The sequence below is a fragment of the Luteimonas salinilitoris genome, assembly GCF_041300785.1.
GTDB lineage: Bacteria > Pseudomonadota > Gammaproteobacteria > Xanthomonadales > Xanthomonadaceae > Luteimonas > Luteimonas salinilitoris.
In genome coordinates this window covers 165,869-186,476 of sequence record NZ_JBFWIB010000007.1, presented here as the reverse complement: position 1 = coordinate 186,476, position 20,608 = coordinate 165,869, and the positions used below count along the sequence as shown (strand labels likewise).

The 20,608-nt window shown below is 67.3% G+C and carries 19 protein-coding genes; 12 read left to right on the top strand and 7 right to left on the bottom strand.

Features of this window, described 5'->3' with window-relative positions:
• Window positions 1–8: 8 nt before the first annotated feature.
• Complete coding sequence (locus tag AB5T46_RS12605; protein WP_370564325.1) at window positions 9–875, bottom strand: LysR family transcriptional regulator; 867 nt, start codon at window positions 873–875, stop codon at window positions 9–11.
• A 98-nt stretch (window positions 876–973) separates the two neighbouring features.
• On the opposite strand from AB5T46_RS12605, the gene AB5T46_RS12600 reads away from it, so the two are divergent.
• The 3 genes from AB5T46_RS12600 to AB5T46_RS12590 all read left to right on the top strand — a co-directional run bounded on the left by AB5T46_RS12600 (window position 974) and on the right by AB5T46_RS12590 (window position 4,007).
• Window positions 974–1,576, top strand: a complete 603-nt coding sequence (locus AB5T46_RS12600) for a LysE family translocator (protein ID WP_370564324.1) — start codon at window positions 974–976, stop codon at window positions 1,574–1,576.
• A gap of 88 nt (window positions 1,577–1,664) precedes the next feature.
• On the top strand, window positions 1,665–2,156 hold the full coding sequence (locus AB5T46_RS12595; RefSeq protein WP_370564323.1) for a DUF2867 domain-containing protein: 492 nt from the start codon (window positions 1,665–1,667) through the stop codon (window positions 2,154–2,156).
• Between the two features lie 345 nt (window positions 2,157–2,501).
• Window positions 2,502–4,007, top strand: coding sequence for an FAD-dependent monooxygenase (locus AB5T46_RS12590; RefSeq protein ID WP_370564322.1), 1,506 nt, complete (start codon window positions 2,502–2,504; stop codon window positions 4,005–4,007).
• Between the two features lie 55 nt (window positions 4,008–4,062).
• Here the strand turns inward: AB5T46_RS12590 and AB5T46_RS12585 are convergent, their stop codons facing one another.
• Both AB5T46_RS12585 and AB5T46_RS12580 read right to left on the bottom strand, forming a co-directional pair.
• Window positions 4,063–4,998: an alpha/beta hydrolase family protein gene (locus AB5T46_RS12585; RefSeq protein ID WP_370564321.1), complete on the bottom strand. Its 936-nt coding sequence runs from the start codon at window positions 4,996–4,998 to the stop codon at window positions 4,063–4,065.
• A gap of 338 nt (window positions 4,999–5,336) precedes the next feature.
• Window positions 5,337–7,667 carry a glycogen debranching protein gene (locus tag AB5T46_RS12580; protein WP_370564320.1) on the bottom strand — a complete coding sequence of 777 codons (2,331 nt, stop codon included), beginning with the start codon at window positions 7,665–7,667 and terminating at the stop codon, window positions 5,337–5,339.
• 203 nt (window positions 7,668–7,870) lie between these two features.
• Here AB5T46_RS12580 and AB5T46_RS12575 point away from each other — a divergent pair, with 203 nt between their 5' ends.
• On the top strand, window positions 7,871–8,749 hold the full coding sequence (locus AB5T46_RS12575; RefSeq protein WP_370564319.1) for a right-handed parallel beta-helix repeat-containing protein: 879 nt from the start codon (window positions 7,871–7,873) through the stop codon (window positions 8,747–8,749).
• A gap of 405 nt (window positions 8,750–9,154) precedes the next feature.
• Here AB5T46_RS12575 and AB5T46_RS12570 read toward each other — a convergent pair whose 3' ends face one another.
• The gene (locus AB5T46_RS12570) at window positions 9,155–9,787 is read right to left on the bottom strand and encodes a DUF4198 domain-containing protein (protein ID WP_370564318.1); all 633 of its coding nucleotides are present in this window, start codon (window positions 9,785–9,787) and stop codon (window positions 9,155–9,157) included.
• A 251-nt stretch (window positions 9,788–10,038) separates the two neighbouring features.
• Between AB5T46_RS12570 and AB5T46_RS12565 the strand changes: the two genes are divergently transcribed.
• The 5 genes from AB5T46_RS12565 to AB5T46_RS12545 all read left to right on the top strand — a co-directional run bounded on the left by AB5T46_RS12565 (window position 10,039) and on the right by AB5T46_RS12545 (window position 13,315).
• Entirely contained in the window at window positions 10,039–10,419 is a 381-nt protein-coding gene (locus AB5T46_RS12565; RefSeq protein ID WP_370564317.1) for an antitoxin Xre/MbcA/ParS toxin-binding domain-containing protein, read from the top strand.
• Window positions 10,416–10,952, top strand: coding sequence for an RES family NAD+ phosphorylase (locus tag AB5T46_RS12560; RefSeq protein WP_370564316.1), 537 nt, complete (start codon window positions 10,416–10,418; stop codon window positions 10,950–10,952). The genes AB5T46_RS12565 and AB5T46_RS12560 overlap by 4 nt, the downstream gene beginning before the upstream one ends.
• Before the next feature lie 161 nt (window positions 10,953–11,113).
• On the top strand, window positions 11,114–11,797 hold the full coding sequence (locus AB5T46_RS12555; RefSeq protein ID WP_370564315.1) for an HAD family hydrolase: 684 nt from the start codon (window positions 11,114–11,116) through the stop codon (window positions 11,795–11,797).
• Between the two features lie 84 nt (window positions 11,798–11,881).
• Window positions 11,882–12,100 (top strand): hypothetical protein, encoded by a 219-nt coding sequence (locus AB5T46_RS12550; RefSeq protein ID WP_370564313.1) that lies wholly within the window; start codon window positions 11,882–11,884, stop codon window positions 12,098–12,100.
• 444 nt (window positions 12,101–12,544) lie between these two features.
• Window positions 12,545–13,315 (top strand): SDR family oxidoreductase, encoded by a 771-nt coding sequence (locus tag AB5T46_RS12545; protein ID WP_370564312.1) that lies wholly within the window; start codon window positions 12,545–12,547, stop codon window positions 13,313–13,315.
• Window positions 13,316–13,440: 125 nt separating this feature from the next.
• Here AB5T46_RS12545 and aceE read toward each other — a convergent pair whose 3' ends face one another.
• The 3 genes from aceE to gstA are packed head-to-tail and all read right to left on the bottom strand — an operon-like array spanning window position 13,441 to window position 17,133.
• On the bottom strand, window positions 13,441–16,131 hold the full coding sequence (gene aceE / locus AB5T46_RS12540) for a pyruvate dehydrogenase (acetyl-transferring), homodimeric type (RefSeq protein WP_370564311.1): 2,691 nt from the start codon (window positions 16,129–16,131) through the stop codon (window positions 13,441–13,443).
• A 50-nt stretch (window positions 16,132–16,181) separates the two neighbouring features.
• Window positions 16,182–16,505 (bottom strand): DMT family transporter, encoded by a 324-nt coding sequence (locus tag AB5T46_RS12535; protein WP_370564310.1) that lies wholly within the window; start codon window positions 16,503–16,505, stop codon window positions 16,182–16,184.
• Between the two features lie 13 nt (window positions 16,506–16,518).
• The gene (gstA, locus tag AB5T46_RS12530; protein ID WP_370564309.1) at window positions 16,519–17,133 is read right to left on the bottom strand and encodes a glutathione transferase GstA; all 615 of its coding nucleotides are present in this window, start codon (window positions 17,131–17,133) and stop codon (window positions 16,519–16,521) included.
• 83 nt (window positions 17,134–17,216) lie between these two features.
• Here gstA and AB5T46_RS12525 point away from each other — a divergent pair, with 83 nt between their 5' ends.
• The 3 genes from AB5T46_RS12525 to AB5T46_RS12515 all read left to right on the top strand — a co-directional run bounded on the left by AB5T46_RS12525 (window position 17,217) and on the right by AB5T46_RS12515 (window position 20,542).
• Window positions 17,217–18,083: a LysR family transcriptional regulator gene (locus tag AB5T46_RS12525; protein ID WP_370564308.1), complete on the top strand. Its 867-nt coding sequence runs from the start codon at window positions 17,217–17,219 to the stop codon at window positions 18,081–18,083.
• A 219-nt stretch (window positions 18,084–18,302) separates the two neighbouring features.
• Window positions 18,303–20,105, top strand: a complete 1,803-nt coding sequence (locus tag AB5T46_RS12520; protein ID WP_370564307.1) for a sensor histidine kinase — start codon at window positions 18,303–18,305, stop codon at window positions 20,103–20,105.
• Window positions 20,102–20,542 carry a response regulator gene (locus tag AB5T46_RS12515; RefSeq protein WP_370564306.1) on the top strand — a complete coding sequence of 147 codons (441 nt, stop codon included), beginning with the start codon at window positions 20,102–20,104 and terminating at the stop codon, window positions 20,540–20,542. The genes AB5T46_RS12520 and AB5T46_RS12515 overlap by 4 nt, the downstream gene beginning before the upstream one ends.
• Window positions 20,543–20,608 lie beyond the last annotated feature (66 nt).

Here is a 20,608-nt window from a genome sequence, read left to right as displayed (position 1 = left end):
CCGCAAGTTCAGGAATATCGCCGGCGAAACCCTTCACGGACGTGCTCGGCAAGTTCCTTTGCAATGACGTTCGCCCCGGTATTGGGAAGCCTGATGTTGATATGGAAACTCGACAGCGCAGGAAGAGCGGCGTTGTCGAGTGCCGACAGGCGTTCAGGGACCGTCCTCGACAGGAAGGGAGCAACGGCCATGTCGGCCTCCAGCGTGGCGAACACAGGCTCGAGACTACCGACTTGGCAAATGGGCCGCCATTCGATGCCCGCCTTGTCCAAGGCAGCGACGGCGCTTGCCCTGAATCCGCAACTTTCCTGACCCAATGCCACGGACAGGGGACGGCGCAGCCAAGCTTCGCCGCCGTTCGCGCCTACCCAGACCAGACGATCGGTCAGGAGCCACTGATCGCGGCTGCCGCGCTCGGATTCCGTCATGAGAGCGAGATCGATGCTTCCGTCGCGCAGCGCGGTCCGCAACGTCGATGTCGTGTCGCTCACCAGCGTGACCAGTACGTTCGGATAGGCCTGACGAAACAAACGCAGGATGGGCGGCAGCAGCATGCCGACGATGTCGTGCGGCACGCCCAGTCGTACTTCGCCATTGAAGTCGCTGCGTCGCATCAGATTCACGACTTCATCATTGAGGGCCACCATTCGATATGCTGCGCCCATCAAGCGTTCTCCGGCACGCGTCAATCGAGCGGCGTCCGCACGGCGCTCGAATAGCTGTTCGCCGAAGAGTTGCTCCAGTCGCTTGATCTGCTGGCTAACCGCTCCCTGGGTCAGGTTTACGATCTTGGCTGCCGTGGCCATCCGGCCGGTTTCAGCGACGGCAATGAAGGCGCGCAAAACGCCGATGTCGATGTCACGCAAGACGGGCATGGCTATTAGCAAACCTAATGATGGCCAGAAGTAAAATTGGCTTCTCTACTATTGGCCATGGCCCGTAGGATCGCAACACCTCCAGCACGAGCAAACACATGCCCTTGGACGTACTTGCGTGCGGCGCCTTCGTGCTCGCGGCGACGGCGCTGCTGGGCTCGCCGGGACCTGGCATTGCCGCCTTGGTCGCAGTGGGGCGCGCAAGAGGATTCCTGGGCGGCCTTCGCTATTACGCGGGCCTGCAAGTTGGGTTGGCGCTCGCCGCCGGAATAGCCGCCGCTGGAATCGCTTCGGTACTGCAGGCGCTCCCGGCTGCGATGGCGGCGATGACGATCAACGCGACCATGTATCTGGTCTATCTCGCGTGCCGGATCGCCACTTCTCCTGTCGGCTCCGCCCGCAAGGAAGGGGTGCCGTCGACTTCCGCGATGGCAGGGTTGCTGCTGGGAGTCGTCAACCCGAAGGCATTCGTGGCATTTGCTTCGCTGTTTGCTTCACAAGCGATCGTCAGGAGCAGTCCTCGGGAAGACATCATGGTCAAGTGGACGCTTTGCGTGATCGTCATGATCGTCGTCGATTTCGCGTGGCTGCTCGCAGGCGTGGCGCTCCATCGCTCGACCCTCAGACCGGAGGTTGAACGTGCTCTCAATCTGTTCCTCGCGGCGGCCATAGTGGCTGCTGCCGTACTGGCCTTGGCCTGAGCGACGCCTCGACCATCAACAGAGCAGGGAATGACTCATGGCGACAAGACATAACACTGTTACAGCCGTTCCGGTCCCGGCGGAATCCGTGATCCTGGGCGTATATCCAACGACCGATTTGGCCGACGCCTACGCCATCGAACTCCCTTCAAGCGCAACCGAAGACCCTGAAACGCTCGCGCGGTTCGTCTTTTCCCAGAAGTCCGCCGTGGTCGCTGGCCTGCTGGCAATCCGGGATGCCTTGGTTGGAATTTTTGGCATCAAGACGACCAGGCAGCTCAAGTCGCATGAGCGCGAAGACAAGTCGACCCGAGTCGGAATGTTCAGGATCTATAGTTCCGGGAGGTCGGAAATCGTTCTCGGGGAAGATGACAAGCACCTGGATTTCAGGCTGTCCCTCATGTGCTGCAATCAGTCGCAGAACACGCGGCGGGTTGTCCTGTCGACGGTCGTCCACTGTCACAGCCGGCTTGGGCACATCTACATCCGGCTGATCTCGCCCTTTCATCGCGTGATCGTCAAATCGGCGCTTCGGCGTGCAGCGCGCATGGGGTGGCCGCAAGAAGCGCCAAGCCCATGACCGATTGAACCTTGGATGACAACACGGCAGTGCAGCGAGTCGGCCGGCGCGCGCCGGCGCATCGCCGTCGGCCGGCCAAGTCATCCATGCCAGCGAGCCTTTCCCCTTCCAGCATCTTAGCGCACCGGGGGCTTGCGGCAAGCCCCCCGCCGTATCGCTTAATCGCCAGCTGAAAGCCGGAACCCATGGGGTTTGGAGTAGCGAAATGAGCGTGCTGTTACCGGAAGATGGGCTGCGTGTGGACGTGGAACCGATGGTTGGACCCGCCGTGCGGTTGCGGGTACCCGATGCAGGGAGATGCGATGCGTCGGCGGCAAGGTGCGCGGCGCGGACCGGAGCGTGGCGATGACGGACCATGCAGTGGTGATTGCGGGAGGCGGTCCGACGGGACTGATGCTGGCGGGCGAGCTGGCATTAGCGGGGGTCGACGTCGCCATCGTCGAGCGGCGCGCCAGCCAGGACCTTGCCGGCTCGCGCGCAGGCGGTCTGCACTCCCGCACCATCGAGGTCGTCGATCAGCGCGGGATCGCCGATCGGTTTCTCTCGGAGGGACAGGTGGTGGCCCAGGTCGGGCAGTTCTGCGGTGTCCCTTTGGACATCAGCGACTTTCCCACCCGGCATCCCTACTCGGTCGGGCTGTGGCAGAACCACATCGAGCGCATCCTGGCCGAGTGGGTCGGCGAGCTGGCGGTGACGATTTATCGCGGACGCGAGGTGACGGGTTTTGCGCAGGACGACGCCGGCGTCGACGTCGCGCTGTCCGACGGCCGGTCGCTGCGGGCGGAGTATCTCGCCGGGTGCGACGGAGGACGCAGCCTGGTCCGCAAGGCGGCCGGCATCGAGTTCCCGGGGTGGGATCCGACGACGAGCAGCCTGATCGCCGAGGTCGAGCTGGCCGAAGCGCCGGAATGGGGCATCCGCCAGGACACGATCGGCACCCATGCCCTCGGCAGGGTGGATTACGAGATCCGCGACGGCAAGGTGGTCTACGCGGATAGCGGGCCGGTACGGGTCATGGTGACCGAAAGGCACCTCGGATCGACGAGCGAAGCACCCACCCTGCGCGATCTCAGCGAGGCGCTCATCGCCGTCTACGGGACCGATTACGGGGTCCACAGTCCCACGTGGATCTCCAGGTTCACCGACATGACGCGGCAGGCCGCGGCCTACCGCGACCGGCGGGTGCTGCTGGCCGGCGACGCCGCGCACGTGCATTCCCCGGATGGCGCGCAGGGCCTCCAGATCGGCGTGCAGGATGCGGTGAACCTGGGATGGAAGCTGGCCCAGGTGGTCAAGCGGACATCCCCCGACAGCCTGCTGGATACCTATCACGCCGAGCGTCACCCGGTCGCTGCCCGCGTACTGCGCACCACGATGGCGCACGTCGCGCTCCGCCGCCCGGACGAACGCACGGCGGCGTTGCGCGACACCGTTGCCGAGCTCCTCGGGGCGGACGAGTCTCGCAGGCGATTCGCCGCGATGATGTTCGGCCTGGACATCCGTTACGACCTCGGCGAGGGGCACCCGCTGCTCGGGCGCCGCATGCCCGATCTCGACCTGGTCACCGCCAACGGCCCGCTGCGGGTCTTCACCCTGCTGCACGGTGCCCGGCCGGTGCTGCTCAACCTCGGCGAGCCCGGCGGCTTCGACATCACGCCATGGGCGGATCGCGTTCAGTCGCTTGACGCCAAGTACGACGGCACGTGGGAGCTTCCCGCACTCGGGGCGGTCACTGCGCCCACTGCCGTGTTGGTCCGGCCCGACGGATACGTGGCCTGGGTGGGAGAAGGCACGGACCTGGGACTTGCCGACGCGCTGACCGCCTGGTTCGGACCGCCTGCTGCGGCGTAGCACGTCCCAGCCCGTGCCAGTGGCACGGGCGCGCCAGCGCACGCCGGACTGGCGCTTAACGCTTCCGCTCACGCGCCGCGCTCTTCGCGCGGTCGTGTGTCGTGGATTGCGGGGCAGCTTTCGCCGCGGTACTTCTGATCCAATCGATCATGAAGTGGTATGCCTCCGGAGCCTTGCCAGGATAATCGAGGCCGTGGCCGCCTTCCGGGAATACCCGGTACTCAAAATCAGGATAGCCATCCTTGATCAACCCTTCGAGACGCGAGACCGACAGCTCGACCGGAATGCTGTCGTCGCGGCCACCGAATACCCAGAGTGACGGGAGCGACAGGTTCGACAGCACGGTACGCGGATCGAAGTCATCCGCGCGATGCGGCACGGACCTCATGTGCTCCCGCATCTCCGCGGCATAGGTGTACATGGAGAAGTCCTGGAGCTTCTTCGCGAATGCACTGAAGTGCAGTTCTTCGCCCAAGGTGCAAACCGGCCCGCTCCATAGGACCATGAACGCCGTATCCGGCGATCTACTCGCAGCGATCGGAGCGACCCAACCGCCCTGGCTGATGCCTATCAAGCCGGCAGGAACTCCCTTCAACCGAGGATGTCCGCCGACGACACGGAGGCCTGCCGCAGCATCCTCTGCCAGAAGAGTGAAGGCAGCCACATCGTCTCCGTCCTGGAAAACGCCACCCGACTTGCCGGTGCCTCGCTTGTCGTATGTCAGCACAGCGAATCCATCGTTCGCAAGCACCTGCGCCAATGCCGTCATCCGCAAGCTGTCCTGTCTTGCGGACCCATGGACGAGAACCACTGCCGCCGTGGGAACGTCCCTTTCAGGAATATACAAGGTTCCGGACAAGGGAACGCCGGCATTTCCGAACACGACTTCCTCGGATGCAGCTGAAGACCTTGCCTCGCCATGCACGGCGAGGCAGAGGGACAGCAGCACCCCACTCATGACCGCAGCAATACAAGATCTCTGATGATTCATGCCAAAGACTCAAAGAATGGTGTCATCGGCAAAGAATGGTGTCAGGGGCGGTTTCACGCGGTGACGGGTCCTAGGTGGCTATGGCGTGAAGGCGTCCCACACGCTGCGTTCCAGCTTTTTGCCGTGATGTCGCTTCCACCACGTACCGTACAGCAGGTAACCGGCTGGTACGGCGATTCCTGCGAATAGGCCCCACCAGAACAGCGTGGCCAGGAATGCCGCAAACCAGTGCGCTTTCCAGAGCTGTGATCTTTCAGTTCGATGTGATGTATCGTGATTGGCTCAGAAGGACGAACGGCGCCGGGGACAATTTCCGCGGAGAGATTTCTGCGCATTGCTCACTTCGCAATCAGCAACAGCAATGACCGCGCCTGCAGTCCGTACAACGTGCCCTCCCCGCCGATGAACGCTTCCGAGCCCGGCACGACGACGGCATTCGGCCCTTCGTTCCAGGTCGCCGTATCGGTGACCCGATACCACTGCTTCCCCGCTCCCGGCCACGGGAGGTTGAAGTTCACGTCCCCGGACCAGCCGTTGTAGGCGACGTAGATCGCGCTGGCGGGATCGCCGAACTCGCTGCCGTCGATGCGCCAGGCGATGGCGTGGTTGTTGGGGTTGGTGAAGTAGGCGGTGTCGGCCTGGGCGCCGCCGGGCTTGAACCAGCGCAGCTGCTCCATGACGTTGCCGTTGTTGTCGACGCCGGAATAGAAGTTGGCCGGGCGCAGCGCCGGGTGCGCCTTGCGGAAGGCGATCAGGCGGCTGGCGAAGGCCTGGTGGTTGGTCTCGGTGGCGTCGCGGGTCCACAGCAGCCAGTTGGCGGGGGAGTCGAGGTTGTAGACGTTGTTGTTGCCGAACTGGGTACGCAGGGCCTCGTCGCCGCCGGTGATCATCGGCACGCCGGCGCTCAGCATCAGGAAGGCGAGGCCGGTGCGCGCGGCGCGGGTCTGGTGGGCACCGATGCCGGCCTGGTCCCAGCTGTGGTTGTTGTCGTCGCCACCGTCGGAGGGGCCGTAGGGCCAGGGCTGGTTGTTCTGTTTGGTGTTGTAGGCGTACAGGTCGCCCAGGGTGAAGCCGTCGTGGGCGACCATGAAGTTGATCGAGTGCCAGGGCCTGCGGCCGTCGTCGCCGTAGAGGTCCGACGAGCCGGCGAAGCGGTTGGCCAGCTCGGCCGGGGGCACGGCCGCCACGCCCATCTGGTTCTGCTTCTTGCGCAGCGAATCGCGGTAGATGCCGTTCCACTCGGCCCAGCCGCTGGGGAAGCCGCCGACCTGGTAGGAATTGCCGCCGATCGCCCACGGTTCGGCGATCAGGTCCAGGCCGGCGCCGCCCGCGGCCGGCCGCGGCGGCAGTTCGGCGACGATGCGGTTGAGGGCGTTGCCGGCGTCCATCTTGTCAAAGTTGAAGCAGCCGTGCTGGCAGGTGTTGCCGAGCACCGAGGCCAGGTCGAAGCGGAAGCCGTCGACGCCGAGGGCGTCGCGCCAGTAGGCGAGCGAGTCGACGATCAGGTTCTGGGCAATGGGATTGCGGGTGTTGTAGTTGCCGCCGACGCCGGTGTTGTCCCAGGAATATTGCCGGTCGGCGGTGAGCGAGTAGTAGGTCGGGTTGTCGAGGCCGCGCCAGGACTGCAGGTTGTAGACGGTGAGGCCGTCGCTGCCGCCCCAGGCGCCGCCCTCGCCGGTGTGGTTGTAGACCACGTCGACGTAGACCTTGATGCCGGCGTCGTGGAACGCCTTGACCATCGCCTTCCATTCGCGCGTAGGACCGCCGGGCGTCCTGTCGGAGGCGTAGCGACGGTCCGGCGCGAAGTAGTTCAGGGTCATGTAGCCCCAGTAGTTGTCGCCGGCGGTGGAGGCGGGGTCGACGTCGTTGGTGTCGTTCTGGGTCTCCTGCACCGGCAGGAACTCGACCACGGTGACGCCGAGGCCGGCGAGATAACCAGCCTTGAGGGCCGCGCCTGCATAGGTGCCGCGCAGCGCGGCCGGCACGCCGGTGTCGTTCTTGGTGAGGCCGCGTACGTGCACCTCGTAGATCACGTCGTCCTTCAGCGCGCGCGTCGGCTTGCTGCCGGTGGACGTGGCGACCGGCGCCAGCACGATGCCCTTGCTGGCGCAGGGGCCGCTGTCCTTGTTGCGATGCGCGGCGCCGCTGGCGTAGACGGTGCCGTCGGTGCAGGCGGGCGTGAGCGGGTCGTGGCTGATCTCGAGCGCGTACGGGTCGATCAGCAGCTTGTTGGGGTTGAAGCGGTTGCCGGCGGCGTCGACGTCGGTGACGAAGCCGATGCCGCTGCCCTTGGTCCAGCCGCCGTTGTACGGCCAGTTGGGGCCCCAGGCGCGATAGCCGTAGTAGACGGTGCCGGTGATGCCGTAGGTGTTCTTGAGCGTGGCCACCGAGGCGGTCTTCGACCAGACGTTGCTGGCGGCGTCCTTGGTGAGCACGTAGCTCACCGCCTGCTGCGCGCCGGCAGGCGTCTTGTAGATCCAGACCTCGATGCGCGTGGCGCGCGAGGAATAGACGCGGAAGGTGATGTTGGATTGCGACGCGTCGTATCTGGCGCCGAGGTTGTGGGTGTTGATGGCGGCGTGCGCGGCGGGTGCCGGCGCGAGCGACAGCACGAGTGCGGACAGCAGGCAGGCGATCGCGCCGCCGGACAGACGTATCGGATTGAACATGGAAGCACCCCTCCCAGGAAGCCGAACGCGCGCAACGGCACGACGACGCGCCAGTGCCATTGTGTGCCGGTGTGCAGCTGCACAATGCGGTCAAACGGGCCGATGCATTCGTATTCAGTGCTTGCGTCGCATGGCCTGATCCGCCCCGGTTCGGCGTTGGACCCGAGGCATGGGACGCCAACCGTCCCGCAACGGAGATCACCATGCGCTCGACTATCTGCCTGCTCCCGGGCCTGGCCCTGCTGGCCGGCATCGCCGCTGCCCCGGCGCCGGTACGGGCCGAGACCTATCACACCTGCACGGGTTTCATCGACTCGCTGCCGGCCACCATCAACACCCAGGGCACCTGGTGCCTGCGCCATGACCTATCCACTTCCATCGCCAGCGGCAGCGCGATCACCGTCGCCACCAATAACGTCACCATCGATTGCAACGACTTCAAGATCGGCGGACTGGCCGCCGGGGCCGACACGCTGGCCAATGGCATCGTCGCTAACAATCGCTTCAACGTCACCGTGCGCCATTGCAATGTCCGCGGGTTCCTCGTCGGCATTCGAACGCTTGGCGGCGGCGGCCATCTGATCGAACGCAACCGCGTGGATGCCAATACCCTGAATGGGATGCGGGTTGCCGTGGGTCCGGGGTCGACCGTTCGTGGCAACCTGGTCGTGGACACAGGCGGCGCCGGCCCCGGCGTGCTCGCGGGGGAAGCGACCGGCATCTATGCCGGCCATGGCGTGCACATCATCGACAACACCATCAGCGGGGTGGCGCCGACGCCCGAAAGTGGCAGCGCTACCGCCTACGGGATCTATACCGAAACCAATGGCGACGGCACCGTCATCGAAAACCGCATCCAAGGCCTGGCGGCGGCTGGCGCCGGGAGCGCGCACGGCATCTGGAACAACAACTCCGGCCGAACGTTCGTGAGCAGCAACAAACTCAAGGGCGACGGGGCCACAAACAGTGTCGGCGTGCGTTGCACGAACATCCAGGCTACCGCGCACGACAACGCGATCGCCGGCTTCGCCACCGGGGTTCTCAACTGCCTGAGCAGCAGCAACATCGTCAACCCCAACTGATCCGCGCCGGGAGGACCGACCACCGTCGATCTCGTTACGACGGTGGCCGGCTCGTCGATTCGAGGCAGCGGCGTTGCAACCGCCGGCTGTCTAGGCCATCTCGCGCCGCGAAACCCGGATCAGAGCCTGGGGTTTCCCCTGTTTTCCTGCAGTCAATTCGACGGCTTGGCTACTCCCCCCTTTGAAAAAGGGGGGTTGGGGGATTTGCTTGGTGCCCGACCAAGTAACAGCAACAGCAAATCGCTTCGCGATTCCCCGCCCCCGCGCAACGCGCGGGGGCGCTCAAGCCGCCGCAAGCCTGCGGCTTGCAAGCGGCGGCTTTCGCCCCCCCTCGATCCCCCTTCTCCGAAGGGGGAAGACAAGCCGAAGCAAATCGCTGCGCGATTTTCGGGGCTCGCGTACGCCTCAGAAGGCGAGCGAGACCGTCACCCGGTAGTTGCGTCCCGGTTCGCTGTAGCGGCCGATGCCGTCGTCGGTGGCGTAGCCGTACAGGTACTCGAACGCCTCGCCGACGTACAGATCGTTGGGGTGCGTGACCGCCACCAGTTCCAGCCCGTCGCCGCGCGGCGCCAGTGCGGTCTGGTCGGGCGCGCCGACGCTGACGTAGGTCTCGGCCAGGGTCAGCGACTGGAAGTTCGACAGCACCTTGGCGCCTGCCGGGATCTCCACCGCGGGGTCGCGCGAACTGGTCTGCTCGCCGTCCAGTTCCCAGGTGCGGAACAGTGCGCCCAGCCGCGGGCCGGTACTGAAGCGGTAGGTGCCCGCCTGCTCGCCCAGGCGGTGTTCGACCACGGCGCGGGTCTTCATCAGCCGCACCGTTTCCGGCGTTGCGGCCGTGCCGTCGGGACCGGTGACCTCGAAGCGGCTGTCGTCGAAGACGACTTCCGGTATGAAGAAGGTCTCGGCAAACGACGCATCCAGCGTCACCCAGCTGCCCGGGCGGGTCTCGAAACTGGAAGGCGCCAGGTAAGGCGTATGCGCGGACGACGGAAGCGCAGCACAGGCCACAAGCGTGGCCAACAGCAATCGCGATCTCATAGGTGGGCCCCAGGCTGGTGAACTGCTGGCGACGCAACGGATGCGCACTGCTGGCTGACGGGCCGCATTCTAGACGTAAATGAGAATTGTTACGAGCACCAAGCGAGTAATTGCACCTTCGAATTCCAACCGGACTCGCCTTTTTGCATCGATCCTGCAGGCTTTGTTCGAGGCGCCCAGGGGGTTGAGTGGTTGTTCTTCGGGCATATATCGTGCATAATTCGTGCGTCATCGACACGAGAATACAATGCATGAGTGCTGTCATGGTCTCTCAGGGCAGTCTTGCGGAAACCTTCCGCGAGCCCGGTCGCCCCTATTTGTCGCCACATCGAATCGGCGAAGCTCTTGGTCTTCAGATCCAGGGCCTGGCTGAACGCGCACGCGTCAGCCGCAACACTCCTGCGGCTCGGCCCCAGAACGAAAGCCTGCAGCACTACCTCCGTGAGGTCGTCCGCGTCCTGGCTGCGGCCGAGGATACGGCTGGCGGCGACCGTACCAAGGCGATCTTCTGGTTCATGAATGAGCCGCTGCCGGAGTTCGACTACCAGACGCCGGACGCGCTGGTGCGGATGGGCAAGGCCCAGGTGGTCATCGACTACATCGAATCGATAGCCGGCGGTGCCACCGGATGATCCTGCGCGATCTGGGCGAAGAGGAAGCGCTCTATCGCATCATTGCACCGCGCTGGTCGCACGCGCCCACCTCCGGCGCGGGTGCGGCGCTCAAGGGCGGTCGCTTCAACCGGCCGGGGCTGGAAGCCCTGTACCTCTCGCAGACGGTGGAAACCGCCATCGAGGAGTACCGGCAACATGCGCGCCTGCTGCCACCGGGCACCATCATCACCTTCCTGGTCAGCCGGCTTCGTATCGTCGACTTCTCGGCCGGCTACGGCGCCGGCACCTGGGACCCATTGTGGTCGGAGTACGGCTGCAACTGGCGCCAGATGGCGTTCGAGCGCGGGGTTGAACCTCCGTGTTGGGTGCTTGGCGATCTGGCGCTGGACGTGGGTGCCGATGGAATCGTCTTTCCATCGCTGGTCCATGACGGCGGAACGAACCTGGTCCTGTTCAACTCCAGTTCGATCCCGGCTGAGGCGCTGCGCGTATTCGATCCGCAACGTCAATTGCCACGTGACACTCGATCCTGGGGCGCCGACCAGGGATAGCGCGCCACGTCTGCGTGCTCCACCCCGGCTGGGCGGCTGCGGCACCGGCTCCCCGTCCCGGCGCAACCCGGCGACGGGCATCTCGATCGCCCAGCGGATCGCCGGCTCGAGCTGACCTCCTCTTCCCCGCACCCTGCGCATGCGCATGCTTTACTAGGCCCATGACCCGTTCCTCCACCGCCTTCCTGTTCGACCTCGACGGCACCCTGGTCGACAGCGTCTACCAGCACGTGCTCGCCTGGAAGGAGGCGCTGGATGCGGAAGGCGTGGAGCTGGCGGTCTGGCGCATCCACCGCAAGATCGGCATGAGCGGCGGCCTGTTCACCAACATCCTGCTGCGCGAGACCGATCTGGAGATCACGGAGGAGCGCCTGGTGCGGCTGCGCCAGCGCCACGCCGACGCGTTCAACCGCCAGGCCGCGCAGGGCGCCATCCGTCCGCTGCCCGGCGCGCGCGAACTGCTCGCTTTCCTGCAGGACAGCGGCATTCCCTGGGCCATCGCCACCAGCGGCCGCATGGCGACCGCCGCCGCCAACCTGGAGGCGCTCGGGGTCGATCCGGGCAAGGTCCCGGTGGTGACCCGCGACCAGGTCCGCCACGCCAAGCCCGACCCGGACCTGTTCATCGCCGCCGCCGAACGCCTTGGCGTGGATATCGGCCACTCCCTGGTGATCGGCGACAGCGTCTGGGACATGCTCGCCGCGCAGCGCGCCCGCGCGCTCGGCGTCGGCCTGTTGTCGGGCGGCTACGGGCTGGAGGAACTGGAGCGGTCCGGCGCGTTCCGCGTCTACGAGGATCCCGCGGACCTGCTGCGGCACGTGGACGAGGTGGCGGCGCGGGGATAGGCCGTCCGGCCTGCGCGGAGGTCACGGCGGGATCACCACAGGCCGCCCATCCTGAGCCCCGGTCCAGACACGAGGAGATCCCACATGGGCGTTCTGAGGATGTTCGCGGTCGGCGCGATCGGCTATCTCGCGTATCGGGCATGGCAGCGGCGCCAGGCCGGAACCGGCCAGTCGTCGCTGCAGGACGATGACGGCCAACGCACGCCCCCGCACGGCGATCCGATATTGGCCGGTGCGGCGATGGACGAGCCGCCGGCGCCGCGCGCCGCCGCACATTCGAGTCGCAGCTTCGGGGAGCCCTGAACCGCGGTGGCGTGGTCACGACCGCGCCCGACCCGGACCTGTTCATCGCCGCCGCCGAGCAGCGCCTCGGCGTGGCCATCCGCCGCTGCCTGCCAATCGGCGACAGCATCGAGGACTGCCCGCCGCCCAGCGCGCCGGTGCGCCCGGGGCCGGGTTGCCGGCGCGTCTCCTCAGCCGCCGTAGTTCCAGGTCTGGGATTCGCCGCCGTGGCTCCTGGTCCGCCAAAGGGATCGCGACAGATCCTCCTTCGACCGGTTGCGCGACAGCAGCTGTCCACCGACTTTGGCGGTACTGGTCGTCTCCACCCGCGCCCTGCGGCCGTCGGGCGAAATCTCACCCGGGCATCGGCACCTCACCGACTGGATGCCACGGCCGATTCCGGCGAGCATTGACCGTGCCCGCAGGCCAGAGTGTCCGTATCCCCCACACACAGGAGAAGCAGGCATGGCAGGACAGGTACTGGCCGGAAAAACGGCGATCATCACCGGCGCGAGTTCGGGCATCGGCCGCGCGGCGGCGTTGCTGTTCGCGCGCGAGGGTGCGCGGCTGGTCGTGGGCGCCCGGCGCAGCGATGCGCTCGCGCAGCTGGTCGACGAGATCGAACGGGCCGGCGGCGAAGCGGTCGCCTGCGCCGGCGACGTGCGCGACGAGGCCTACGCCGACACCCTGGTGGACACCGCCCTGGCGCGCTTCGGCACGCTCGATATCGCCTTCAACAACGCCGGCAGCACCGGTGCGATGGGCCCGGCCACCGACATGACGCTGGCGGACTGGCGCGACACCCTCGACACCAACCTGACCAGCATGTTCCTCGGCGCACGGCGGCAGATGGCGGCGATGCTGGACGCCGGCCGCGGCTCGATCATCTTCACCTCGACCTTCGTCGGCCACACCGTCGGCATGCCCGGCATGGCCGCCTACGCGGCGGCCAAGGCTGGCGTGATCGGCCTGAGCCAGGTGCTCGCCGCCGAGGCCGGCCCGCATGGCGTGCGCGTCAACGCCCTGCTGCCCGGTGGCACCGACACTCCGGGTGCGCGTGATTTCACCGAATCGCCGGATTCGCGCGCGTTCGTCGAAGGCATGCACGCGCTCAAGCGCATCGCCGACCCGGCCGAGATCGCCGAGGCCGCGCTGTTCCTCGCCTCCGATGCCTCCAGCTTCGTCACCGGCAGCGCAATGCGCGTGGACGGCGGGCTGTCGATCAACCGGACTTAGGCGATCACGCGCATCCTTGCACTCTCTTCTACCAGGCCCGGAGAGGCACGGGGCAGGCGGGCCCTCGCCCTCGGCGGCTTTGCCGCCTTTCCCTCTCCCGCAGGCGAGAGAGGGAATGCAGGCCGTCAGACGGTGACGGGATTGGCCTTGTCGGTATCCAGCTTGTATAGCTTGATGGCCCGCGACACATCCTTCGCCGTCATCTTGCCGTCCTTCGCCAGCGCGTCGATGGCGGCGTGGGCGATGTAGAACCGATCCACCTCGAAGTGGCGGCGCAGGTTGGCGCGGGTGTCGGAGCGGCCGAAGCCGTCGGTGCCCAGCACGGTGTAGTCCATCGGCACGAAGGCGCGGACCTGGTCGGCGAAGGCGTAGACGTAGTCGGTGGCGGCGATGGCCGGGCCCTGGCAGCCTTCCAGCAGGCTGGTGATGTAGGGCTTGCGCTTGTTCTTCGCCTCCGGGTTCAGGCGGTTGTGGCGGGCGGCGTCCAGGCCGTCGCGGCGCAACTCGTTGAAGCTGGGGCAGGACCAGATGTCGGCGGTGACGCCGAAGTCCTTGTCCAGCAGCTCGGCGGCGGCGATGGCCTCGCGCAGGATGGTGCCCGAGCCCAGCAGCTGCACGCGGTGCTCGCCCTTCTTCGGCTTGCCCGCGTCCTTGAGCAGGTACATGCCCTTGATGATCCCCTCGGCGGCGCCCTCGGGCATGTCCGGGTGGGCGTAGTTCTCGTTCATCAGGGTGAGGTAGTAGTACTCGTCCACCTGCTCTTCCAGCATGCGCTGCATGCCGTGCTGCAGGATCACGGTGACCTCGTAGCCGAAGGTGGGGTCGTAGGCGCGGCAGTTGGGGATGGCGCCGGCCAGCAGGTGGCTGTGCCCGTCCTCGTGCTGCAAACCCTCGCCATTCAGCGTGGTGCGGCCGGCGGTGGCGCCGAGCAGGAAGCCGCGCGCGCGCATGTCGCCGGCCATCCAGGCCAGGTCGCCGATGCGCTGGAAGCCGAACATCGAGTAGTAGATGTAGAACGGCAGCATCGGCAAATCGTTGGTGCTGTAGCTGGTGGCCGCGGCCAGCCACGACGAGAACGCGCCGGCCTCGGTGATGCCCTCCTCCAGCACCTGCCCGGCGGCGTCCTCGCGGTAGTACATGAGCTGGTCGCGGTCGACCGGCTTGTACTTCTGGCCCTGCGGGGCGTAGATGCCGAGCTGGCGGAACATGCCTTCCATGCCGAAGGTGCGCGCCTCGTCGGCGACGATCGGCACCACGTGCGGCGCCACCTGCTTGTCGCGCAGCACGATGCCCAGCGCCTGCACGAAGGCCATGGTGGTGCTGATGGTGCGCTCGCCGGTGGACTTGAGCAGGCGGTCGAACACCTCGAGCTTCGGCGCCTTGAGTTGCTGCGTGGTCTTGCGGCGGCGCTGCGGCAGGTAGCCGCCGAGCTGCTTGCGGCGCTCCTTGAGGTAGTTGACCTCGTCGGACTTCTCGCCCGGGTGGTAGAACGGCACCTGGCCGTCCTTGAGCTGGTCGTCGTCCACCGGGATCTTGAAGCGGTCGCGGAAGGCGCGCACGGCGGCGTCGTCGAGCTTCTTGGTCTGGTGGGTGGGGTTGAGCGCCTCGCCGGCGCTGCCCATGCCGTAGCCCTTGACCGTCTTGGCCAGGATCACGGTGGGCTGGCCCTTGGTCTTGACCGCGTTGTCGTAGGCGGCGAAGACCTTGTGCGGGTCGTGCCCGCCGCGGTTGAGGCGCCAGATGTCGTCGTCGGAAAGGTTGGCCACCATCTCCGCGGTCTCGGGGTATTTGCCGAAGAAGTTCTCGCGGGTGTAGGCGCCGCCGAAGGCCTTGCAGTTCTGGTACTCGCCGTCGACGGTTTCCATCATCAGCTTGCGCAGCATGCCGTCCTTGTCCTTGGCCAGCAGCGGATCCCAGTAGCTGCCCCAGACCAGCTTGGTGACGTTCCAGCCGGCGCCGCGGAAGCCGCCCTCCAGCTCCTGGATGATCTTGCCGTTGCCGCGCACCGGGCCGTCCAGGCGCTGCAGGTTGCAGTTGATGACGAACACCAGGTTGTCCAGGCCCTCGCGGCCGGCGACCGAGATCGCGCCCAGGCTCTCGGGCTCGTCGGTCTCGCCGTCGCCCAGGAAGCACCACACCTTGCGGTCGGTCTTGGGGATCAGGCCGCGCGCTTCCAGGTACTTCCAGTTGCGCGCCTGGTAGATGGCGGCGATCGGTCCCAGGCCCATGCTCACCGTGGGCGTCTGCCAGTAGTCAGGCATCAGCCACGGGTGCGGGTAGGAGCTGATGCCGCGGCCGTCCACCTCCATGCGGAAGTGGTCGAGCTGCGATTCGTTGAAGCGGCCCTCGAGGAACGAGCGCGCATAGATGCCGGGCGAGCTGTGGCCCTGCACGTACAGCAGGTCGCCGGGGTGCTCGCCCTCGGGCCCGCGCCAGAAATGGTTGAAGCCGACGTCGTACAGGGTGGCGGAGCTGGCGAAGCTGGCGATGTGGCCGCCCAGGTCGCCGGGCTTGCGGTTGGCGCGTACCACCATCGCCATCGCGTTCCAGCGGATGATCGAGCGGATGCGCCATTCCAGCTGCGCGTCGCCGGGCATCCGCGGCTCGAGGTGCGGCGGGATGGTGTTGATGTATTCGGTGGTCGGCGCGAACGGCAGGTGCGCGCCGGCGCGGCGGGTGAGCTCGACCATGTTGTCGAGCAGCTGGTGCGCACGCCCGGGGCCGTCGGCGTCGATGACGGCCTTGAGCGACTCGACCCACTCGCGGGTCTCGGTGGGGTCGGGATCGTTCTGCAGGATGTCGTTGAGCCAGTTCATGTGGGGGGAGCGCTCCGCCGCGGCCCGCCGGCCGCGCATTGGTCGTGAAATTAGAGTCGGGATTCTAGCAGGCGGTCGCGGCGGGACTGCCTGTCCGCGGGACAGTGGACGGGGAGCGTGGTGCGGGCGAGCAACACGCTGCCGGCCAGCACCGTGCCGGCGGCGCCGATGCCGGTCCACGCGGCATAGGCGCCGCTCACCGGCAATACGGTGAGCGCGCGTCCCAGCAGCCATACGAATAGCGCCAACGACAGCAGCGACGCCACGCTCCACAGCGGCCGCGTGTAGCCCTGCGACAGCTTCATGGTGATGGCCCAGACCACGTCGGCCAGGCCGGCGGCGACCAGCATGATCGAGGCGGTGGCGGGATTCATGCGCGCGACCCGTTCATGCCGCCTTTTCCAGCCGCAGCGCCTGCGCCACGCTGTCGCGGCCGCGCACGCGTTCCAGGTATGCGGCAAGCGCGGGCCAGGCGGCCAGCGGCATCTTCAGCGGCCGGGTCCAGTCGGCCACGGTGAACAGGTAGGCATCGGCAACGCTGAAGGTCTCGCCCAGCAGGTACGGATGCGTCTGCAGGTGCCGCTCGACATGCGTGAAGCGGCTGTCGATGCGCTGGCGCGCCACCTGTGCCGCCTGCTCGCCGTACTCGGGATGGAACAGCCACGGGCTGAAGGACTTGTGCAGTTCGGAACTGATGAAGGTCAGCCATTGCTGCAGCGTGGTGCGTTCGCGGCTGCCGGCGGGCGGCGCCAGGCCGGCTTCGGGCGCGAGGTCGGACAGGTACTGCAGCATCGCGACGCCTTCGGTAAGCAACGAGCCGTCGTCGAGCTCCAGTACCGGCACGTAGCCGAGCGGGTTGATGCGGCGGAAGTCGCTGCCGTCGGCGACGAGCACCGGCTCGGGGCCGATGCGCACGCGCCGCAGTTGCACGTCGAGGCCGAGTTCGCGGATCGCGATGTGCGGGGCCAGTGAACAGGTGCCGGGGGTGAAATAGAGTTTCATGACGGTCTCCGTGACGGGAACCGCTAATCTTTGTGCACCGCCCCGCCCGGCCAACACGGCGGGCCGACAAGGATCGCTTGCGCATGCGCCACCATCGGCTGTCCCTGGAAGACCTGGAGCTGGTCCACGCGATCGGCGCGCATGGCAGCCTCACCGGCGCGGCCAGGGCGCTGGCGCTGGATCATTCCAGCGCCTTCCGGCGCCTGGCCGCGATCGAAGCGCGGCTGGAGGGCACGCTGTTCCGCCGCAGCCGCCGCGGCTATGCACCCACCGAGAGCGGAGAACTGGTGATCGCCGGCGCCGGGCGCATCCTCGCCGACAGCGAGCGCCTGCAGCGCGCGCTGGAAGGCCGCGACACGCGGGTCGAGGGCCGCATCCGCATCACCATTCCCGACACGCTGACCGGAATCGCGGCCGCGATGTGCGCCGCGTTCACGCGGAAGCATCCGGGCATCCGCTGCGACCTGATCGTCGGCAACCGTTTCTTCGACCTGCAGCAACCCGACGCGGAGGTCGCGCTGCGCGCCAGCGTTTCGCCGCCGGACGGGTTGTCGGCCACGCGGATCGGCACGATCGCCACCGCCGCCTACGCGCCTGCAGGCGAGGCCGGCGCGTCGTGGGACGGTCCGTGGATCGGGTTCGACGACAGCCTGGGCCACTTGTCGTCCGCGCATTGGCTGCGCACGCACGTGGCGGACGCCGACATCGCGATGCGGGTCAATTCGCTTCCCGCGGCATTGGCCGCGTGCCGCGCCGGCATCGGCCGCGCGCTGTTGCCGCGCTACCTGGCCGATCCGGCGCCGGAGGTGACGCGGCTTTCGCCGCCACTGCCGGAGATCCGCACCGACCTGTGGTTCGCGATCCACGCCGACCTGCGCCGCATCGCACGGATCCGTTTGCTGCGCGGCTTCGTTCGCGACTGGTTTCCGTCCCGCCTGGACGGCGGCTGACGCGCACGCGGATCCGGTCATCGCACGGCCTTAACGCCGGGCGTCGATCATGCACGGTTCCGCGGACACCAAGATGCGCCGCAGGCAACGCGGTCGCGCGACGCGCGCGGCTGCCGGCCGCAATGGCCCGGCGGTGATCCGCGGTCCGGGGAGCGGGGCCTGAGCCGTGCGCCGATGTCCCGAACGTCGCAATTTCACGGCTGGCGGTTCCATTCATCGATGTATTCCACGACTCGCTACAACCCGTTCCCGCAATGGCGGCTCCTCGCGCTGGGCGCGGCGATCGTGCTGATCGTGGTGGCGCCATTCATGCTGCTGCGCAAGGCGACGCTGGACAGCCGCGAGGCCTGGGAGCGGGTGACCCATACCCACAACGTGGCCGCCGCCATGCGCGCGCTGGCCTCGGACGTGCGCAGCCTGGAGGCAGGCGCGTTGGCGATCGCGGCCGGCGTGGACAACGCCTCGGTGCGCATGCGCATCGCCGAGAGCCGAGAGCGGATCGCACCGACGGTGCTCGAGGTGCAGCGCCTGACCCGCGACGACGCCGACCAGCAGGTGCGGATCGGCGCGCTGCAGTCCAACATCGCGCTGCGGGCGCACCAGGCCGATCGGATCGTCGACGCCGGTGCCGGCGCCTCCCGCGAAGCCATCGAACGGCTGGTGACGGACTACCCGATCCAGCGCCTGATCGAGGAGATCATCACCGAGGAACAGGCGCGGCTGGAATCGCGCCAGGCGCGGGCCGAGCGCATCGGCCAACGCGCGACGATGACGAGCTGGGCGGCGATGATCGCGCAGCTGCTGCTGCTCGGCGGCGTGGTCTGGTTCTCGGCGCGGCAGCTGTGGCGCCGCGTGGACGCCGAACGCACCGCATCGCGCGCCAGCGCGCGCGCCGCGGTGGTGCTGGACACGGTGCGCGAGCCGATCGTGCTGGTCGACGGCGCGATGCGGGTGGTGATGCACAACGCCGCCTTCTCCGAACTCTACGGGGTGGAGGAGGACATCCAGGACAGGCCGCTGGCCGCGATCGGCGGCGGCGCCTGGGAGGACGACGAGATCCTGCGCCGCCTGTCCGACGTGCTCACCCGCGGGCGCGAGCTGTGGGACCACGAGCAGCGGCAGCGCACAGCGGACGGCGTCGAGCGCGCGATGCTGATCAACGCACGGCGGATGCCGCTGCCCGACAGCGCCGACGCGGTGGTGCTGGTCACCGTGAGTGACGTGAGCGCGCAGAAGGACAGCGAACAGCGGATCCACGACCTCAATCGCCAGCTGCAGGGCAAGGTGGAGCAGGTCTCGGACGTGAACCGCGAGCTGGAGGCCTTCAGCTACTCGGTCTCGCACGACCTGCGCGCGCCGCTGCGGCACATCGCCGGCTTCGGCGGCAAGCTGGAACGGCACCTGGGCGATGCGGTCGACGCCAAGGGCCGGCATTACCTGGAAGTGATGGTCGGCTCCGCCGGGCGCATGTCGGCGCTGATCGACGACCTGCTGGTGTACTCGCGCCTGGGCCGCAGCGCGCTGCGGCTGCAGCTGGTCGACATGCAGTCGCTGGTGGCCGAGACGCGCGCGATGCTCGATGCCAACAACGCCGCCGACAACCCCGGCCATCGCATCGAATGGCGCATCGGCCCGCTGCCGGTGGTGACCGGCGACGAGAACATGCTGCGCCAGGTGTGGCTGAACCTGCTCGGCAACGCGGTCAAGTACAGCCGCGACCGCGAGCCGGCGGTGATCGAGGTCGGCTGCGTGCGCGACGACGGCAACCACCGCTTCCATGTGCGCGACAACGGCGCCGGCTTCGACATGAAATACGCCGACAAGCTGTTCGGCGTGTTCCAGCGCCTGCACGCGGCCGACGAGTTTCCCGGCACCGGCATCGGCCTGGCGAGCGTGCGCCGGGTGTTGGTCCGCCACGGCGGACGCATCTGGGCCGAGGCCGCGCCCGGCGAAGGCGCCACCTTCCGTTTCATCCTTTCCGCCGCGGGCGACGCGCCCGCACCTGACGGGACTCCGACATGACCGAGATCCGCACCATCCTGCTGGCCGAGGACAGTCCGCACGACGCCGAGATGACGATCGACGCGCTGCGCGAGGCGCACCTGGCCAACCCCATCGTGCACGTCGAGGACGGCGTGGAGACGCTGGACTACCTGCGACAGCGCGGCCGCCACGCCGACCGCGAGGAGGGCCTGCCGGCGGTGCTGCTGCTGGACATCAAGATGCCGCGCATGGACGGGCTGGAGGTGTTGACGGAACTGCGCAACGACCCGCACCTCAAGCGCCTGCCGGTGGTGATCCTGTCGTCCTCGCGCGAGGAGAGCGACCTGGTGCGCAGCTGGGACCTGGGCGTGAACGCGTACGTGGTCAAGCCGGTGGACGCGGACCGCTTCTTCGAGGCGGTGCGCACCCTCGGCCGGTTCTGGGCGGTGCTCAACGAATCGCCGGACGAGGACTGACGCGCCTCGCATTCCGTAGGAGCGCGCCATGCGCGCGATGCCGCGGGTGCCGGCAGGATCCGGCGG

What these genes read in the sequence shown, in the direction of transcription:
- AB5T46_RS12605 (WP_370564325.1), bottom strand. Translation starts at nt 875, where the DNA reads ATGCCCGTCTTGCGTGACATCGACATCGGCGTTTTGCGCGCCTTCATT.
- AB5T46_RS12600 (WP_370564324.1), top strand. Translation starts at nt 974, where the DNA reads ATGCCCTTGGACGTACTTGCGTGCGGCGCCTTCGTGCTCGCGGCGACG.
- AB5T46_RS12590 (WP_370564322.1), top strand. Translation starts at nt 2,502, where the DNA reads ATGACGGACCATGCAGTGGTGATTGCGGGAGGCGGTCCGACGGGACTG.
- AB5T46_RS12585 (WP_370564321.1), bottom strand. Translation starts at nt 4,998, where the DNA reads ATGAATCATCAGAGATCTTGTATTGCTGCGGTCATGAGTGGGGTGCTG.
- AB5T46_RS12580 (WP_370564320.1), bottom strand. Translation starts at nt 7,667, where the DNA reads ATGTTCAATCCGATACGTCTGTCCGGCGGCGCGATCGCCTGCCTGCTG.
- AB5T46_RS12575 (WP_370564319.1), top strand. Translation starts at nt 7,871, where the DNA reads ATGCGCTCGACTATCTGCCTGCTCCCGGGCCTGGCCCTGCTGGCCGGC.
- AB5T46_RS12570 (WP_370564318.1), bottom strand. Translation starts at nt 9,787, where the DNA reads ATGAGATCGCGATTGCTGTTGGCCACGCTTGTGGCCTGTGCTGCGCTT.
- AB5T46_RS12565 (WP_370564317.1), top strand. Translation starts at nt 10,039, where the DNA reads ATGAGTGCTGTCATGGTCTCTCAGGGCAGTCTTGCGGAAACCTTCCGC.
- AB5T46_RS12560 (WP_370564316.1), top strand. Translation starts at nt 10,416, where the DNA reads ATGATCCTGCGCGATCTGGGCGAAGAGGAAGCGCTCTATCGCATCATT.
- AB5T46_RS12555 (WP_370564315.1), top strand. Translation starts at nt 11,114, where the DNA reads ATGACCCGTTCCTCCACCGCCTTCCTGTTCGACCTCGACGGCACCCTG.
- AB5T46_RS12550 (WP_370564313.1), top strand. Translation starts at nt 11,882, where the DNA reads ATGGGCGTTCTGAGGATGTTCGCGGTCGGCGCGATCGGCTATCTCGCG.
- AB5T46_RS12545 (WP_370564312.1), top strand. Translation starts at nt 12,545, where the DNA reads ATGGCAGGACAGGTACTGGCCGGAAAAACGGCGATCATCACCGGCGCG.
- aceE (WP_370564311.1), bottom strand. Translation starts at nt 16,131, where the DNA reads ATGAACTGGCTCAACGACATCCTGCAGAACGATCCCGACCCCACCGAG.
- AB5T46_RS12535 (WP_370564310.1), bottom strand. Translation starts at nt 16,505, where the DNA reads ATGAATCCCGCCACCGCCTCGATCATGCTGGTCGCCGCCGGCCTGGCC.
- gstA (WP_370564309.1), bottom strand. Translation starts at nt 17,133, where the DNA reads ATGAAACTCTATTTCACCCCCGGCACCTGTTCACTGGCCCCGCACATC.
- AB5T46_RS12525 (WP_370564308.1), top strand. Translation starts at nt 17,217, where the DNA reads ATGCGCCACCATCGGCTGTCCCTGGAAGACCTGGAGCTGGTCCACGCG.
- AB5T46_RS12520 (WP_370564307.1), top strand. Translation starts at nt 18,303, where the DNA reads ATGTATTCCACGACTCGCTACAACCCGTTCCCGCAATGGCGGCTCCTC.
- AB5T46_RS12515 (WP_370564306.1), top strand. Translation starts at nt 20,102, where the DNA reads ATGACCGAGATCCGCACCATCCTGCTGGCCGAGGACAGTCCGCACGAC.